This is a genomic window from Marinobacter psychrophilus, from assembly GCF_001043175.1.
GTDB lineage: Bacteria > Pseudomonadota > Gammaproteobacteria > Pseudomonadales > Oleiphilaceae > Marinobacter > Marinobacter psychrophilus.
The window spans coordinates 580,522-596,776 of the sequence record NZ_CP011494.1 but is presented as its reverse complement, the minus strand read 5'-3'; the positions used below and the strand labels follow the sequence as shown (position 1 = coordinate 596,776).

Genomic DNA, 16,255 nt, shown 5'->3' with positions numbered 1-16,255 from the left:
ACCGACCCTGGCGAGACTTTTTTTGGGAGACAAGGTACCCTTAATACACTTTTAACGAACCGACAGTGAGCGCCATGTCCGCAAGAAATCTTCGCATTGCAACCCGCAGCAGCGCACTGGCGTTGTGGCAGGCCGAATTTATCAAAGCCGAGCTGGAACGATTGCACAGCAATGTCACAGTGGAACTGGTCAAGATTAAAACCTTGGGTGACAAGATTCTGGACGTGCCACTGGCCAAAGTGGGCGGCAAAGGCCTGTTCGTCAAAGAGCTGGAAGAAGCCATGCTCGACGGCCGCGCCGACCTGGCCGTGCATTCCATGAAAGATGTACCCATGGCCTTCCCCGAAGGATTGGGGCTGGTGGCCATCTGCGAGCGTGACGACCCCACTGACGCCTTTGTCAGCAACCATTTCAGCAGCCTGGATGACCTGCCGCAGAACGCGGTAGTGGGCACATCCAGTCTACGCCGCGAATCTCAATTGCGGGCAAACCGGCCGGACCTGCAAATTCGTATGCTACGGGGCAATGTAAACACCCGCCTGGCAAAGCTCGACGCCGGCAATTACGACGCCATCATATTGGCCAGCTCGGGTCTGAAGCGACTGGGTTTCGAAGCCCGCATTCGCAGCTGCATGCCAGACACGCTAAGCCTGCCAGCTGTGGGCCAAGGAGCTTTAGGCATAGAATGCCGGCTTGACGATCAGGAACTGCGGACCATGCTGGAGCCGTTGAATCACACCGACAGTGCAGATAGGGTCAAAGCTGAGCGCGCACTGAATACTCGCCTTAACGGTGGCTGCCAGGTACCCATTGCGGCCTATGCGCTGCTGGAAGACAACGACATGTTGTGGTTACGCGGCCTGGTTGGCGCGGTGGACGGCAGCCTTATTTTCCGCGCCGAAGGCCGCGTACACCGCAGCGAGGGGGAACGCTTGGGCCGCGAATTAGCCGAGGACTTGCTAGCACAAGGCGCTGACAAAGTACTGGCTGAAGTCTATGGCTACACGCCGACCTGAGTCTGCGCTACTGCCCCTTGCCGGGCGGCGCATTCTTATCTGCCGCCCGCAGCCAGAGGCTGATCGCCTGGCGATCGCCTTTCAGGCAGCCGGGGCACAGGCTGAGTGCTTACCGCTGATTGACCGCGCGCCGCTGGCACTGAGCGCAGAACACCAGGCCCACATTCAAAACCTGGACCTGTTTCAGCATATTGTGGCGGTGAGCCCTTACGCTGCGCGCCAACTGCTGGAACAGGTTGATGCCTGGTGGCCGCAACTGCCCGTAGGCATTAACTGGTATGGCGTGGGCGCCGGCACAGCAGCGGAACTGTCACGCTGCGGAATTACCGCTCGCAGGCCCGCTCAAGGCTGGACCAGCGAAGCGTTGCTGGCATTGCCGCCACTACAAAACCTGAAAAACCAGCGAGTTCTGCTGGCTCGCGGCGGCGAAGGTCGCGACTTATTGCGGAACACGCTGCGCCAGCGGGGCGCTCAAATAACTGTGCTACCCTTGTACCAACGCTTTTGTCCACAGTATTCCGCGGCACAACTGGCGCATGCTTTAGATGGCTTTAACCCGGACGCTGTGATTACCTTGTCCGGTGGAACCCTGAGAAATCTCGTCGCGCTGTGTGCAAAGAACGACCATAATCTGTACCGAAAACTATTGATTGTGCCCGTGGAGCGGGTGGCCGAGCAGGCTCAGGCAGCCGGCTTCATTCACCCACATGTTCCAGCAGGCCTGACAGACAACAACATAGTGGCCAGTGTGACAGAACGACTCACTGGCCAGACGGTGGCCCTGTAAAAGCGAAGTAAGGATGCCCGTGACCAACACACAGAAACAACTCCCTGCCCCCATAGCCCAGCAACAGCAGCCGGAGCGCCCGCACACCTGGCCTCTGTGGCTGATCAGCATGATAGCTTTGGTTCTGGTGCTGTTACTGGTGCTTTGGAACTGGCAGCAGTGGAATAACAATCAGGCCAGTCAGCGAGTCCTTAAAGACCTGCAACAAGAAACCGCCCAGCTTGATTCACGCTACGGTGAACGTGGCAGTCAGCAGGCTCAGCGCCTACAGTCGCTGACCGACGCGATGGCGGCACAGCGAGAACTGATTGCCACCCAGCAGCGGCAGATAGACCACAACGCCACCACCCTGCTGGAAGCCGGCAATCGAACCCGCACTGACTGGTTGTTGGCCGAAGCCGAGTATCTGTTGCGGGTAGCCAACCAACGCTTGCTGATCGAGAAAGACATAAAAGGGGCGGCTTCTGCGCTGCAGGCTGCAGATGACGTATTGGCCGAGTCGGATGATATCGGCGTGTATCCGGTGCGCCAACAATTAGCTCGGGAAATGCTGGCATTAAAGAGCATCGTCGCGGTGGATAGAACCGGCCTGTACCTACAATTGGAAGCTGTTATAGACAGTATTCATCAGCTTACCAACCAGGCGTTGATTCATGAAAACGCACCTGGCTTCATCCTTTCGGCCGATGCCCCCGACGTCGACGCGGGCGAGCCCAGCATGGCGGTTCGCGCCTGGCAGTCATTTACGCGCACGCTCAAACAGGTTGTTGTTGTAAGACGGCTCGACGAACAGGTAAAACCGTTATTGTCGCCGGATCAATCCGCCTACGCTCGTCTGAATCTGCAGCTGATGCTGGAAGAAGCCGAACTGGCGGTGCTGCGCGGCAACCAAGCGTTATACCAGAAATCCCTGGAAAAAGCCCGCACCACTGTGCAGGAGTGGTACAACGCCGATAACGCCCGTGTTGGCGCTATGGCAGACACTTTGGGCGAGCTCGCCAGCCATAATGTAGACCCTGAACTACCCGATATCAGCCGCTCTTTGGGACTGCTAAAACAACGTGTTTCCGGCCGCGGCGTTAACAATAACGGCGATCAGGATGCCCCTGCAAACAGCGATGACCAAAATGGCGATGCGCCAGTCAATGGGGCCGCCGGCGACGGAGGCAACACATGATAGGTTTTCTGGCCATTATTGTGCTGGCACTGCTGCTGGGAACCGGGCTGGCGTTCGGCCTGCAATATGATTTGGGCTACATTAGAGTCAGCTTTGGCAATTATCTGGTCGAAACCAACTTTTGGGTCGGTCTGGCACTGCTGGTGGTAATAGTGGTACTGACAGTTATGCTGATTGGCTTGGTGCGGCGTTTACGCAACGGCACCAGCGTGATGTCGGGTTGGATAGCCCGTGGCAAAGAGCGGCGTGCGCGCCGCCGCACCACTCAAGGGCTTTTAGCGCTAGCCGAAGGCAACTGGCCGCGAGCAAAAAAGATGCTAGCCTCATCGGCAAGCGATGCTGATACGCCGCTGATCAATTATCTGGCAGCGGCACAGGCCTCGTTTGAATGCGGTGACAATGAAGCCGTAGACAAACTGCTGCGCAAAGCGTTTGAGAGCACGCCGGGGTCTGATATGGCCGTTGGCATTACCCAGGCCCAGCTGCAGCTGGCGGGCAATCGGGTGGAACAGGCCTTGGCCACATTGCTGCGCCTGCGCAAGCAGTCGCCTCATCATCCGTTTGTACTCAAACTGCTAAAAACCGCTTATTTGCGCTTGGAAGACTGGCGTGAGCTTTCCAAATTACTAGCGGAATTGCGCAAGTACAACATTCTTGTTCCAGCTGAATTGGACAATCTTGAGCGCCAGACCTGGCACAATCTGTTGGAACAAGCCGCCAACAAGTGCCGTAAGGAGCAAGCCAACATTCCCAACGCCAGCCTGGATCCACTCACTGATCTGTGGGATCAGTTACCCAGTTCTATGCGCCGTGACGAACGCACAATCTTCAATTACACCAGCCTTCTGGCTGGCCTGGGAGATGAAGCGCAGGCCGAAACACTGCTGCGCAAAGTGCTGCGCAATCACTGGAGCGACGAACTGATTAATCTTTACGGCCGAGTAGAAAGCCAGGCGCCTGACGAGCAGCTACTACTGGCTGAGCAATGGCTAAAGGACCGACCCAATAACGCCGAACTGATGTTGGCGTTGGGTCGGTTAAGCTTGCGCAATGAGCTGTGGGGGAAGGCACGAGAATACTTTGAAACCAGCCTGAAACTGCAGCGTAAGCGTGAAACCCTAGCCGAGCTGAGCCGTTTGAACGCTCACATGGGCCACGACACTGCCAGCATAAATTTGCTGATGCAGAGCCTGGAAAATGATAACGGCCTGCCCCACTTGCCTATGCCAAAAGCCTGACGACTGAAGCTGAGTGCGCACTGCGACTATGGCCGCGGCGCGTATTCCAACACATCTGAAAAAAACACGTCCGCTGGCAACCCGGCATCTTTTAAGGCGTCCATCAGAGTGTACACCATGGTGGGTGAGCCACTGGCGTGTACTTCTACATTGCTCAAATCGATGTCTGCGCTCAACACAGCATGTGCCAGTTGGCCATGGCGCCCAGACCATTCGTTGTCTTCGTTATCACCCACAACCGGCACAAAGCGGAATAGCGGCCAGTCTTTGGCCCATTGCTCGGCCAGGCTTTGTAAATACAAGTCCTGTCGTTGACGCACGCCCCAGAACAATATCACTGGCTGGTTGTAATCGGTGCTGCGCAAGTACTCTATCAGGCTTTTCATTTGCGCAAACCCGGTGCCTGCTGCGATTAATAGCAGCGGCTTTTTGGGTATCACCGCCAAACAGGCTTTACCATGAGGCAATTCCACCATCACCTCGGCGCCTACTTGCAGTGCGTTTACAATAATCTGCCCCGACGCCCAACCCGGCGAAGCCTGAATGTTCAATTCTATATTGGCCTGCTGCGGACTGCTGGCAATGGAAAAAAACGCAGGGCCGGCGTTATCCAGATGAATTGCCAAATACTGGCCAGCATGGAACGACAGCTCGCGGCGCCGCGGTAATTGCAGTTCAATCCGAAAAATATCGTGATTGAGTGGGCGGGCGTCCAGCACTTTAGCAAGGACTTTCCGCGGCGGATTTTTTCCAGCAGCGATCACAGACGTTATCTCCAGTTCCACATCAGCCAGGGCCCGAGTACGACACAACATCAGGCGACTGGCAACAGCTAGTGTATTTTGATTTCTCGTGTTTACAGCCGTGCCGGCCAGCATGCGCGCTTCACAGATCTCGCACACACCGTTGCAGCACGCCATAGGCACTGCAATACCTGCAGCAGATGCGGCGCTCAGCAGATCATCACCGGCACTGACCCAATACTCCAACCCAGAAGGCTGTAACCGAACCCGGTAACTGTCCGCCATATCAGTCGGGGCGGCCGGACACGGTTTTAACCCCGGAATTCGCCGGCAAAGTAATTCCCAAGCTATCCCACAGTTCGTCCACCCGCTGTTTCACCTCGGAAGTCATGGCAATGGGTTCACCCCACTCGCGGTCGGTTTCACCAGGCCACTTATTAGTCGCATCCATGCCCATTTTCGAGCCCAGACCCGATACCGGTGAGGCAAAGTCCAAATAGTCGATAGGGGTATTTTCCACCATCATGGTATCGCGTGCCGGGTCCATTCGGGTGGTCATGGCCCAGATAACGTCTTCCCAGTTGCGGGCATTGATGTCGTCGTCAGTCACAATAACAAACTTTGTGTACATAAACTGACGCAGAAACGACCATACACCCATCATCACCCGTTTAGCGTGTCCCGGGTATTGCTTTTTCATCGTTACGATCGCCAGGCGGTATGAACAGCCCTCTGGCGGCAGATAGAAATCAACAATTTCGGGAAATTGCTTTTGCAGAATGGGGATGAACACTTCGTTCAGCGCCACACCCAGAATCGCCGGCTCATCGGGCGGGCGGCCGGTGTAGGTACTGTGGTAAATCGGGTCTTTACGATGGGTCATACGCTCGACGGTGAACACCGGGAACCGGCCAACCTCGTTGTAATAACCGGTATGGTCACCAAACGGGCCTTCCGGCGCCATATCGTCGGGATAAATAAACCCTTCCAACACAATTTCAGCGCTTGCTGGCACCTGCAGATCGCTTAACCCGGCCTTCACCAACTCGGTACGGCTGCCACGAAGCAAACCTGCAAAGGCGTATTCGGACAGCGAGTCCGGAACCGGCGTCACTGCTCCCAGAATCGTTGCGGGGTCCGCACCAAGAGCGACAGCCACCGGATACGGCTGGCCGGGATTTGCTTTCTGCCAGTCGCGAAAATCCAATGCACCACCACGGTGGCTAAGCCAGCGCATAATCAAGCGATTGCGTCCGATCACCTGCTGCCGATAAATACCCAGATTCTGGCGTTCTTTATGGGGACCACGGGTAATCACCAGCGGCCAGGTAACCAGCGGGCCAGCATCCCCCGGCCAGCAGTGCTGCACGGGTATCTGGTAGAGGTCGACTTTGTCTTTCTCGATCACCACATCCTGGCAGGGTGCAGAGCGTAAAACTTTAGGGCTCATGCGCATAACCTGTCGGAACAGCGGCAGTTTTTCGATGGCGTCTCTAAAACCCTTGGGGGGATCGGGCTCTTTCAAAAACGCCAGTAGTTTGCCAATATCGCGCAGCGCGGTAACGTTCTCTTGCCCCATACCCAAAGCAACTCGCCTAGTGGTGCCAAACAGGTTGGCCAGCACCGGCATGTCATACCCCTTAGGATTTTCAAACAGCAAGGCCGGTCCGCCAGCACGCAGTGTGCGGTCGCAGATTTCAGTTATTTCCAGGTGGGGGTCTACTTCGACTGAAATGCGTTTGAGTTCGCCCAACTTTTCCAGCTGGTTAATAAAATCTCGCAGGTCGTTGTACTTCATGCGTTGCTCCGGTTAGTTCCGGTCATGTACGTGAGTTCTGGGAGATTGGTTCTGGTTAATCGTTCAGACAATGTAACTCTGAGCTCTAACAGGATGAGGGACCGCATTCTGGGAGCCGTACCGGGGGAGACTTTCCTCCGGTACGGCGCAACACCCCAAAAATGCGCTAGGAATCTTAGCGGCGCTTCATAGACTGGAAGAACTCGTCGTTCGTCTTGGTGTCTTTGAGCTTATCCAACAAAAACTCGATGGCTGCGGTGTCGTCGTCCATAGAGTGCAGTAGCTTGCGCAGTATCCACACTTTCTGGATGTCGGCTTCGCTCATCAGCAGGTCTTCGCGGCGGGTACCGGAGCTGCGGATGTTGATAGCCGGGTAGGTACGCTTTTCGGCAATCTTGCGATCCAAGTGGATCTCCATGTTGCCGGTGCCTTTGAATTCTTCGTAAATCACTTCGTCCATTTTGGAACCGGTGTTCACCAAAGCGGTGGCGACAATGGTCAGGCTGCCGCCTTCTTCAACATTACGCGCAGCGCCGAAAAAGCGCTTGGGCTTTTCCAGGGCGTGGGCGTCAACACCACCGGTCAGTACTTTGCCAGAGGACGGGATCACAGTGTTGTAGGCCCGGGCCAGACGGGTGATGGAATCCAACAGGATGACCACGTCTTTTTTGTGTTCGACCAAGCGTTTGGCTTTTTCGATAACCATTTCTGCCACTTGTACGTGGCGGGCTGGCGGCTCGTCAAAGGTTGACGCAATCACTTCGCCGCGCACGGTGCGCTGCATTTCCGTTACTTCTTCCGGGCGCTCATCGATCAGCAGCACAATAATGTGACATTCCGGATGGTTACGGGTGATCGACTGGGCAATACTCTGCATCAGCAAGGTTTTACCGGCCTTGGGCGGCGACACAATCAAACCACGCTGACCCTTACCGATAGGCGCGACCAGATCCAATACCCGAGAAAACAAGTCCTCCGTGCTGCCGTTACCGGCTTCCAGGTGCATGCGCTCGTCTGGGAATAACGGGGTCAGGTTCTCAAACAAGATCTTGTTACGAGCGTTATCGGGCTTGTCAAAGTTGATCTCGCTGACCTTCAACAGCGCAAAATAGCGCTCGCCGTCTTTGGGCGGGCGAATTTTCCCTGAAATGGTGTCGCCAGTACGCAGATTAAAACGGCGAATCTGGCTGGGTGACACATAAATGTCGTCAGGACCCGCCAGATAGGAAGCATCGGCAGAACGGAGGAAACCAAAACCGTCCTGCAGAATTTCCAGTACGCCATCGCCGTAGATGTCTTCTCCGCCTTTGGCGTGGCGCTTGAGTATAGTGAAGATAACGTCTTGCTTGCGCGAGCGTGCAAGATTATCGAGGCCCATTTCTTGCGCAATTTCGAGCAACTCGGGCATGGAATTCTGTTTGAGTTCAGTAAGATTCATAGTTTATTGAATTTTCAGGAATGGAAGAAAGCGAACGTTAGGGTGAAGGGGTGCCCCGGAACGGATTGATAAGTACAGTCTAAAGAATGGGATGCTGGCCAGATGGAGCAACCGGGAGATAATAAAGTCCAGAAAATGAGTACCGAAGCCAGCGAGTGGGAACAATCGTTCGCAAGGCGACATTGATAATCTGCTACCTCGGCTCCGAATGTCAAGGCCATAGCCGAAAAAACCATTAATTTCGCAAAGGATTGCGCATTCAGGCCGTTTTATCCAGGCATCGCTTACATCCGGAGGCTTGCCTTGGGCGCTTCCTATGGGTCTTGGGCGGTTCCCTACAAAGAGGTATTCCCTTCCATTGTCGCCCCACGATGCGGATACTAAAGGCTGAACTCTTTCACACTTTTTATCGCTAAAAACAGGAGCCGCCCATGAGCAGCAAGCCAAGCCACGAACTGATTCCTATGAATATAGCCATATTGACAGTGTCGGACACCCGCGGCGAAGGCCAGGACAGCTCCGGCCAATTTCTGGAAGACAGCGTGGTCGAGGCCGGCCACACTCTGATTGCGCGGCGCATCTTGCCAGACGATGTTTATTTGATGCGTGCGCTGATCAGTAGCTGGATAGCGGACCCACAGGTTCATGCCGTTGTGATTACCGGCGGCACCGGCTTTCATGAGCGCGACAGCACGCCAGAGGCCCTTCGGCCTTTGCTGGACAAAAGCATAGAAGGTTTCGGCGAAGAATTTCGCCGGCTATCAGCCGCAGAAATTGGCACCTCGACCATCCAGTCCCGAGCGTTTGGCGGACTGGCCAATCACACAGTCATATTCTGTCTGCCTGGATCTACCGGCGCCTGTCGCACAGGCTGGAACGGCATTCTGTCCACCCAGCTAGACAGCCGCCACGGCCCTTGCAACTTTTCGGCACTGGTCGGGCGCAAGCCAGATCGGGCAATAGCACGCCTGAGCCAAGTGATCGGTAAAAACGCTGTGCGCTAAAAAGTACTATAGAAGGTGCGCTAACAGCCCATCAGTCATCTCGTTTTCACGCCTAACAACCCCTAACAAGGAAAGCAGATACCATGGCCGCCGTCGATCTAACCCCCGTTGAAGATGCCATACGGCATTTACTGACCCTTGCCGCACCGCCAGCGGCGATTGAACTTGCCCAGGTTCACAGCACTCTGGGCCGGGTGTTGGCTCGAGATTACACCGTGCTCGCTGATGTGCCGCCAGCCGATAACAGCGCGGTAGACGGCTATGCTTTGCGCGCAGAGGATTTCCGACCCGGAAAGCCGCTTTTGGTTTCGGCGCGAATTCCCGCCGGCCAGGCACCGGGGGCGTTGGCTGCCGGCACTGCCGCACGGATTTTTACTGGCTCCGAAATACCATCAGGTGCTAATACCGTTGTGATGCAGGAGCGCACAAAGGTTGATGCCGAAGGCGTGCTAATCGACGGCGACGTAAAACTTGATCAGAATATCCGCCGTCGTGGCCAAGACCTGGCCGCGGGCAACTTGGCTCTGGCCCAAGGCACCCTGATTCGCCCCCAGGAAATGGGCCTGCTGGCCAGCATGGGCATTGCCGAGGTTGAAGTGTTCGAAAAACTGAAAGTGGCAATACTAACCACCGGCGATGAGCTGGTCGATCCAGGCACACCGCTCGAAGTCGGTCAGATTTACAACACCAACCGCTACACGTTGTTGGGCCTGTTGGACCAAGCTGGCTGTGAGGTGGTGCTGTGTGAGAGCTTGGCAGACACCCGTGAGGGTACCCGAACTGCTCTTCAGCGCGCAGCAAAGGCCGCCGACCTGGTAATTACCAGTGGCGGCGTGTCTGTGGGTGAGGAAGACCATGTGCGTGAGGTATTGGACGAATCTGGCCAACTCTCACTGTGGCGCATGGCGATCAAGCCCGGTAAACCGCTGGCATTTGGTGATATCGGCGGTACCCCGGTACTGGGTTTGCCTGGCAATCCGGCGGCGGTGCTGGTCACATTTTTAGTGGTGGGCATGCCGTATATTCGCCAGCGCCAGGGGCGCCTAAACATCCACCCGTTAGGCCAGCAAGTCGCGGCCGGGTTCAGCGTTGGTTCTGCCTCCGTACGGCGGGAATACGCGCGCGTTCGGCTGGAGCAGGACCAGGGCAACACCGTGGCCAAAGCGTTCCCCAACCAGAGTTCTGGGGTTCTCAGTTCAGCCTGCTGGGCTGACGGCTTAGCATTAGTGCCGGAACACAGCACCCTAGGCCCTGGCGACATCATCACTTACTTTCCATTTTCTGAATTGGTGAACTGACCATGCCTGAGCAGACCCTTAGCGTTCGTTTTTTTGCCCGCTTACGCGAAGAACTGGGCACCGTACATTTAACCATGCCGGCACCCGCAGGCCAGACGGCCGCAGACTTGCTGGCAACTCTGGCCAGCCGAGGCGGGCCCTGGGGCCAGCTAATCACCGGCCAACCGGTGATGATTGCCATCAACCAGGCCATGGCAAAACCGCAATCGCCCGTTAAACCAGGTGATGAAGTAGCGTTTTTCCCGCCCGTGACAGGAGGTTAGTGAATGCCGCAAAAGTCTTTTGCCTATTCACAGACTGTACCCAGCGTCAGTATCCAAAACGCGGATTTTGATGCAGCGCAAGAGTACTCGCAACTTCGCGACAGCGGCGCGGGCACGGGCGCTATCGCCACATTCACCGGACTGGTGCGCGACAGCGGTGATCGCCAAGGCGTAACCGGGCTGTTTCTGGAACACTACCCAGGCATGACTGAACAGGTCATTGGTGATTTGATCGCACAGGCTTGCCAGCGCTGGGATGTGCGCAAAGCGCGAGTGATACATCGCATAGGCCGCTTACCCCTAAAGTCACAAATTGTGTTTGTAGGAGTATGCAGTGCCCACCGGCGCGACGCCTTTGCCGCCTGCGAATTTATTATGGACGCGCTAAAAACATCGGCGCCGTTCTGGAAGAAAGAACTGACAGACGCAGGTGAACATTGGGTCGAGCAGAAAGCATCAGACGTTGCGCGCTCAGAAGATTGGTAGCATGGCCGTCAATCCTTTAAATCTTGCGGCCGATTGCGGTTGGTGAACAGCTCAGACAGTCCAGGACATTCTAAAGATTGGGCCTGCTGGCTGCGGGCAAACATCATAACCCGACGGTTATCGTTACACAGCTGCTGCTCAAGCGCCGCCGCCATAGCCACCGGATAAACCCCGTGTAACGGATGATCGCGCCCGTCGCACCGGGCTATCACTGGCCGATCGGGAGCGCTGCGCCAGGCCTGCAACAGCTGCCGCAGTAGCGCAGGGGTAACGCCGGGCGTGTCGCAGGGGCACACCAGCACCGCCCCGTATCCGCGGTCTCCGGCTTCCTGCAAACCTGCTAACAGGCCCGCCAGTGGACCTTGCCCAGCAAACTCAGGAGCGTCAGTAAACACTTCTCCCAAGCGGCTGTATTCCTCGATGGAACGGTTGGCGCTGATCAGCGGCGAACCGGTTGCGGATCGTAAAGCCTCCGCAACCCAGGCTGCCATAGGCCTGCCGCGCCAGTGCAACATGCCTTTGTCTTTGCCATCCATACGCGTGCCCGCACCTCCTGCCAATAGCAGGCCAACAACCGGCAAGGGTGCTTGGGGACTGAGGGGGTCAGTGTTCATCACGTTTTTTTATGGCCGTTTTACCTGTCGCCGTCGAGTTCATTGTCGCCAATGTCTGCATTATGACCGTAACCAGCATTTCCGCTAGTGTCATTACAGGCGTCAGGGGCGCGACTGGCACCATAAAAAACCGCCCTCGAGCAGAGCTCCGGGGCGGTTTTTTAGCCTGGCTTTTCAGTCAGGCTGTTGAGTCGGTTCTCCAGTCGGGCTATGCAATCAGAGATTGCTGTCCAGAAACGCTGCCAGCTGGGACTTAGACAAAGCACCTACTTTGGTCGCGTCCACATTGCCATTTTTGAACAGCATCAACGTAGGAATACCACGGATGTTGAACTTGGGTGGCGTTTGCTCATTCTCATCGATGTTGAGCTTACAGACTTTCAGCTTGCCGGCATACTCCTCGGCAATTTCTTCCAGCACCGGCGCGATCATTTTACATGGGCCACACCACTCAGCCCAGTAATCCACCAGTACCGGCACATCAGACTGCAGTACGTCCTGTTCAAAGGAGGCATCGGTTACGTTAACAATATTTGCGCTCATTCTGATTTCCTGTTTCTGGCATCTGCCCGGTAACAGATGCAGTTAGCTGTATTGACTATCGTTATCATTTTGAAAACTGCGTGACAATTCACGCTTTTCTTAGACCATGCTTTCAATGGACAATACTTTACGCCATTGCTCCAGCAGTTGTGAAGCCTTCGCTGACATGCGGGGAATTCCACGCTCGATAAACCACCGACAGTCAGGCTGGCTGACAGGCCCTTGGGTTATCGCTATAGTACGCCCTACGTTCATCCCACAAGGATTCATAACCCAGTGACGGCAGAACCCAACGCCGAAAACGTTACCGCGCCTCCTGATATGCTTGCCGCTATCGATATGGGCTCAAACAGCTTTCACATGGTGGTTGCGCGCCTGGTGCACGGTGAAATTCGTACCATGGAAAAAATGGGCGAAAAAGTTCAGCTCGGAGCCGGGCTTGACGCCCAAAACCGCCTGACCGACGAAGTTCAGGAACGAGCTCTGGCCTGCCTGAGCCGCTTTGCCCAGCGCCTGCAGGGCATGCCTCCGGAAGCTGTACAAATTGTTGGCACTAACGCCCTGCGCATTGCTCGCAATGCCAACGAGTTTCTCAGCCGGGCTGAGGAAGTGCTGGGCTACCCGGTAGAAGTGATTGCCGGGCGTGAGGAAGCGCGATTGATTTACCTGGGCGTTGCCCACACTCTTTCTGACGACACCGGCCGCCGGCTGGTGATCGACATAGGCGGCGGTAGCACCGAATTTGTGATTGGCCAACGCTTTGAGCCGGAAGCCCTGGAAAGCATGCACATGGGCTGCGTGTCGTTTCGTAATCGCTACTTTCAGGACGGAAAAATCAGTCGCCGCAGTTTAGACCGTGCCATCACTCATGCCGAGCAAGAACTGCAGAGTATTCGCCGCCAGTATCGGGCGATGGGCTGGCAAAGCGCCGTGGGTTCGTCAGGGTCGGTAAAAGCCATCGGCCAGGCTCTGGCCACGCTCAAGATTACCGATGGCACCATCACTCTGGAAGCCATGCAGGAATTGCGTAAACGGCTGGTTAGCATGGGCCACGTTGAGCGTTTAAGCGAAATTGGTGTGCGCCCAGACCGGCAAAGTATTTTCCCTGGCGGCTTCGCCATTCTAATGGGCGCGTTTCAGTCGCTGGGAATTGAAACCATGAGCTTTGCCGATGGCGCGCTGCGCGAAGGCCTACTGTACGGAATTGTCGGGCGAATACGCCATGAAGATGTGCGGGAACGAACCATTTCCGCATTACAAGAACGCTACCACGTTGACCAGCAGCACGGCGCCGCCGTAGAAGCCAGCGCGGTGGCAGCTTGGGCGCAAGTTGCGGAAACCTGGAAGGTGAACAGCTTCAGCGACGAAGATACCCTGCGCTGGGCCTGCAAGCTGCATGAAATTGGCTTGACCATCTCACACAGCCAATACCACAAGCACGGTGCTTATCTTTTACAATATTCGGACTTGCCCGGTTTTACCCAACAGTTCCAGTGGGATCTGGCGGCCTTGGTGCGCGGGCACCGGCGCAAGTTTACTTCAGCCATTTGGGCCGGAACCTTAGCTGAAGACATCCCGCGCTTGCGCTACCTATGCATACTGGTGCGCCTGGGCGTACTGCTGCAGCACGCCCGCAATCTGGAAGAACCACCAGAGCTGACGTTGAAAGCGTCAACGAACAAGCTCAGCATCCGCTTCCCTAAGGGCTGGCTGGAACAACGCCCACTAACCTTGGCAGACCTGGAAAATGAACGGGACTACCTGTTACGTCAGGACTTCAGTCTGGACATCATCACTGAATAAAAAATCACTGATTAAAAAATCACCGAGTAAGAAACTGGCGCCAGACGTATCAGTTTCTGCTGCAAAGTAGTGGGCCAGCCTCAACTTTCCAGCTCCGCTTCCAGAGCTTCGACCGTTTCGCTGACGTCCAGCCACTGAATCTCTACAGCTGCCATTTTTTGGCGCGCCTCGGCCTGCCGGCCCAACAGCGTTTTTAACTGTTGTTTGCCGCTGTCACTGTACAGCGCCGGATTGGTAAGCTCGGCGTCCATCTCCGCCAGCGCAGCCTGCATGCTATCCATCTGTTTTTCCAGTGTGGCCTGCTGTTTGCGGAACGGGCTAATTTTCTGGCGCACAGCCGCCTCGGCGCGCTTGCGGACCTTGCGGTCATCGGCACTTTCACCATTGAATGCCGCGTCTTGGCCACCCTCTGCGGCAACAGACAGTCGCTTTGGCGCCTCGGTGTCGTCTTTGCGGCGATCCGCCAGCCAGCGCTCATAATCCTCAAGGTCTCCCTGGTACTCAACGACGCGGCCATCGTTCACCAGCCAGAACTCATCGACGGTGTTGCGCAGCAAGTGGCGATCGTGCGACACCACCACAATGGCGCCATCAAAGTTCTGCAAGGCCATGGTGAGCGCCTGGCGCATTTCCAGATCAAGATGGTTGGTAGGCTCATCCAGCAGCAGCAGATTGGGCCGCTGCCAGGCGATCACTGCCAGCGCCACCCGAGCTTTTTCGCCGCCGGAGAAGGACCGTATCGGTGACAGGGCCGCATTGCCATGAAAGTCAAAACCGCCGAGAAAATTGCGAATACTCTGATCCGACGCCCGCGGGCTCAAGCGCTGCAGGTGCAAAAAGGGGCTGGCGTCCAAATCAAGGGATTCGAGCTGATGCTGGGCAAAATAGCCAATAGCCAGATGCTCGCCGCAGGTACGCTCACCGTTAATCAGCGTCGCCTCACCCCGCAGACTGTCCATAAGAGTGGATTTACCCGCACCATTAGGGCCAAGCAGACCAATGCGACTGCCCGGTAACAAGCTCAGGTTCAGGTTGCGCAGAATCGTCACGTCGCCGTGACCGGCTTGGCCCTGGCGGATGCTCAGCAGCGGGTTTGACACTTTTTCGGCTAAAGGAAATTGAAAATTGAACGGTGAATCAATGTGTGCAGGGGCAATTTTTTCCATGCGCTCCAGAGATTTCACTCGGCTCTGGGCCTGACGAGCCTTGGTGGCTTGAGCCTTGAATCGGTCAATAAAACGCTGAATCTCAGCAATGCGGGCTTGCTGACGCTCGAATCCGGCCTGCTGTTGGGCCAGGCGCTCGCTGCGCTGGACTTCAAAGGCTGAGTAATTACCGCTATACAGTGCCAGATCGCGCCGATCAAAGTGCACGACATGTGTCGCGACTCTGTCCATGAAATCCCGGTCGTGGGAGATGAACAGCAGGGTTCCAGAGTAGCGCCGTAGCCAGTTTTCCAGCCAAAGACAAGCGTCCAGATCCAGGTGGTTGGTCGGCTCGTCCAGCAGCATCAAATCGGACGGGCGCATCAGCGCCTGGGCCAAATTCAGACGAATCCGCCAGCCTCCCGAGAAACTCGAAACCGGGTGATCAGCATCGCCATCACTGAAGCCCAACCCGCGTAGCAGCGACTCGGCGCGGCGCGATGCAGACCACGCCTCGTGCAGGTCTAACTCGCCATGGATACGGGCTTGGGCCAGGTCGTCCTGCGCAACTTCCGCTCTTGCCAGTTCGTGTTCCAGGCGGCGCAAATCGAAATCGCCGTCCAATACAAAGTCTCGCGCGCTACGCCCGGTCGCCTCAACTTCCTGAGCCATGTGAGCAATGCGACAGCCTCCGGGCAGAGAAAAATTGCCGCGCTCTGGCGCCAAATCACCCAATAAAAGCTGAAACAAACTGGACTTGCCGGCACCATTGGCGCCCACAATGGCCATGCGTTGGCCCGGTTGCACGGTCAGGCTGACGCCTTCTAGTAACCACGCACCACCTCGTTGTAAACTAAGATCACTAATTGTTAACATGTTTTAATTCTGGCACTTTAATAATT

General features: G+C 56.0%; 15 protein-coding genes. 9 read left to right on the top strand and 6 right to left on the bottom strand.

Annotated features, from left to right (window positions below; genetic code table 11):
• Positions 1-74 precede the first annotated feature (74 nt).
• From hemC to ABA45_RS02595, 4 genes are read left to right on the top strand one after another with little or no spacing between them, the layout of a single operon-like run.
• A complete protein-coding gene (hemC, locus tag ABA45_RS02610) occupies positions 75-1,016 on the top strand; it encodes a hydroxymethylbilane synthase (protein WP_048384224.1) in 942 nt (313 codons plus the stop codon).
• Positions 997-1,803, top strand: coding sequence for a uroporphyrinogen-III synthase (locus ABA45_RS02605; RefSeq protein ID WP_048384223.1), 807 nt, complete (start codon positions 997-999; stop codon positions 1,801-1,803). Before hemC ends, ABA45_RS02605 begins: the two co-directional genes overlap by 20 nt.
• Positions 1,804-1,816: 13 nt before the next feature.
• Positions 1,817-2,980 (top strand): uroporphyrinogen-III C-methyltransferase, encoded by a 1,164-nt coding sequence (locus tag ABA45_RS02600; RefSeq protein WP_048384222.1) that lies wholly within the window; start codon positions 1,817-1,819, stop codon positions 2,978-2,980.
• Positions 2,977-4,218, top strand: coding sequence for a heme biosynthesis HemY N-terminal domain-containing protein (locus tag ABA45_RS02595; protein WP_048384221.1), 1,242 nt, complete (start codon positions 2,977-2,979; stop codon positions 4,216-4,218). Before ABA45_RS02600 ends, ABA45_RS02595 begins: the two co-directional genes overlap by 4 nt.
• A gap of 26 nt (positions 4,219-4,244) precedes the next feature.
• On the opposite strand, the gene ABA45_RS02590 is transcribed toward ABA45_RS02595, so the two are convergent.
• The 3 genes from ABA45_RS02590 to rho all read right to left on the bottom strand — a co-directional run bounded on the left by ABA45_RS02590 (position 4,245) and on the right by rho (position 8,197).
• Entirely contained in the window at positions 4,245-5,246 is a 1,002-nt protein-coding gene (locus ABA45_RS02590) for a 2Fe-2S iron-sulfur cluster-binding protein (RefSeq protein WP_048384220.1), read from the bottom strand.
• A 1-nt stretch (position 5,247) separates the two neighbouring features.
• The gene (ubiD, locus tag ABA45_RS02585; RefSeq protein WP_048384219.1) at positions 5,248-6,759 is read right to left on the bottom strand and encodes a 4-hydroxy-3-polyprenylbenzoate decarboxylase; all 1,512 of its coding nucleotides are present in this window, start codon (positions 6,757-6,759) and stop codon (positions 5,248-5,250) included.
• Positions 6,760-6,934: 175 nt separating this feature from the next.
• The gene (gene rho / locus ABA45_RS02580) at positions 6,935-8,197 is read right to left on the bottom strand and encodes a transcription termination factor Rho (RefSeq protein ID WP_048384218.1); all 1,263 of its coding nucleotides are present in this window, start codon (positions 8,195-8,197) and stop codon (positions 6,935-6,937) included.
• A 431-nt stretch (positions 8,198-8,628) separates the two neighbouring features.
• On the opposite strand from rho, the gene moaB reads away from it, so the two are divergent.
• From moaB to ABA45_RS02560, 4 genes are all read left to right on the top strand, one after another.
• Complete coding sequence (moaB, locus tag ABA45_RS02575) at positions 8,629-9,201, top strand: molybdenum cofactor biosynthesis protein B (RefSeq protein ID WP_048384217.1); 573 nt, start codon at positions 8,629-8,631, stop codon at positions 9,199-9,201.
• A gap of 83 nt (positions 9,202-9,284) precedes the next feature.
• On the top strand, positions 9,285-10,499 hold the full coding sequence (locus tag ABA45_RS02570; RefSeq protein ID WP_048384216.1) for a molybdopterin molybdotransferase MoeA: 1,215 nt from the start codon (positions 9,285-9,287) through the stop codon (positions 10,497-10,499).
• Positions 10,500-10,501: 2 nt separating this feature from the next.
• On the top strand, positions 10,502-10,762 hold the full coding sequence (moaD, locus tag ABA45_RS02565; RefSeq protein WP_048384215.1) for a molybdopterin converting factor subunit 1: 261 nt from the start codon (positions 10,502-10,504) through the stop codon (positions 10,760-10,762).
• Between the two features lie 3 nt (positions 10,763-10,765).
• A complete protein-coding gene (locus tag ABA45_RS02560) occupies positions 10,766-11,248 on the top strand; it encodes a molybdenum cofactor biosynthesis protein MoaE (protein ID WP_048384214.1) in 483 nt (160 codons plus the stop codon).
• An 8-nt stretch (positions 11,249-11,256) separates the two neighbouring features.
• Here the strand turns inward: ABA45_RS02560 and mobA are convergent, their stop codons facing one another.
• Positions 11,257-11,862, bottom strand: a complete 606-nt coding sequence (gene mobA / locus ABA45_RS02555) for a molybdenum cofactor guanylyltransferase MobA (RefSeq protein ID WP_048384213.1) — start codon at positions 11,860-11,862, stop codon at positions 11,257-11,259.
• A 216-nt stretch (positions 11,863-12,078) separates the two neighbouring features.
• Positions 12,079-12,405, bottom strand: coding sequence for a thioredoxin TrxA (gene trxA / locus ABA45_RS02550; protein WP_018402620.1), 327 nt, complete (start codon positions 12,403-12,405; stop codon positions 12,079-12,081).
• Positions 12,406-12,681: 276 nt separating this feature from the next.
• Here trxA and ppx point away from each other — a divergent pair, with 276 nt between their 5' ends.
• The gene (gene ppx, locus ABA45_RS02545; RefSeq protein WP_048384212.1) at positions 12,682-14,208 is read left to right on the top strand and encodes an exopolyphosphatase; all 1,527 of its coding nucleotides are present in this window, start codon (positions 12,682-12,684) and stop codon (positions 14,206-14,208) included.
• Positions 14,209-14,288: 80 nt separating this feature from the next.
• Here the strand turns inward: ppx and ABA45_RS02540 are convergent, their stop codons facing one another.
• Positions 14,289-16,229: an ATP-binding cassette domain-containing protein gene (locus ABA45_RS02540; RefSeq protein ID WP_048384211.1), complete on the bottom strand. Its 1,941-nt coding sequence runs from the start codon at positions 16,227-16,229 to the stop codon at positions 14,289-14,291.
• Positions 16,230-16,255 lie beyond the last annotated feature (26 nt).

Coding starts and splice junctions, on each gene's coding strand:
- hemC (WP_048384224.1), top strand. CDS start 75: ATGTCCGCAAGAAATCTTCGCATTGCAACCCGCAGCAGCGCACTGGCG.
- moaB (WP_048384217.1), top strand. CDS start 8,629: ATGAGCAGCAAGCCAAGCCACGAACTGATTCCTATGAATATAGCCATA.
- ABA45_RS02540 (WP_048384211.1), bottom strand. CDS start 16,229: ATGTTAACAATTAGTGATCTTAGTTTACAACGAGGTGGTGCGTGGTTA.
- ABA45_RS02595 (WP_048384221.1), top strand. CDS start 2,977: ATGATAGGTTTTCTGGCCATTATTGTGCTGGCACTGCTGCTGGGAACC.
- ubiD (WP_048384219.1), bottom strand. CDS start 6,759: ATGAAGTACAACGACCTGCGAGATTTTATTAACCAGCTGGAAAAGTTG.
- ABA45_RS02590 (WP_048384220.1), bottom strand. CDS start 5,246: ATGGCGGACAGTTACCGGGTTCGGTTACAGCCTTCTGGGTTGGAGTAT.
- ABA45_RS02570 (WP_048384216.1), top strand. CDS start 9,285: ATGGCCGCCGTCGATCTAACCCCCGTTGAAGATGCCATACGGCATTTA.
- ABA45_RS02560 (WP_048384214.1), top strand. CDS start 10,766: ATGCCGCAAAAGTCTTTTGCCTATTCACAGACTGTACCCAGCGTCAGT.
- rho (WP_048384218.1), bottom strand. CDS start 8,197: ATGAATCTTACTGAACTCAAACAGAATTCCATGCCCGAGTTGCTCGAA.
- mobA (WP_048384213.1), bottom strand. CDS start 11,862: ATGAACACTGACCCCCTCAGTCCCCAAGCACCCTTGCCGGTTGTTGGC.
- trxA (WP_018402620.1), bottom strand. CDS start 12,405: ATGAGCGCAAATATTGTTAACGTAACCGATGCCTCCTTTGAACAGGAC.
- ABA45_RS02600 (WP_048384222.1), top strand. CDS start 1,817: ATGCCCGTGACCAACACACAGAAACAACTCCCTGCCCCCATAGCCCAG.
- ABA45_RS02605 (WP_048384223.1), top strand. CDS start 997: ATGGCTACACGCCGACCTGAGTCTGCGCTACTGCCCCTTGCCGGGCGG.
- moaD (WP_048384215.1), top strand. CDS start 10,502: ATGCCTGAGCAGACCCTTAGCGTTCGTTTTTTTGCCCGCTTACGCGAA.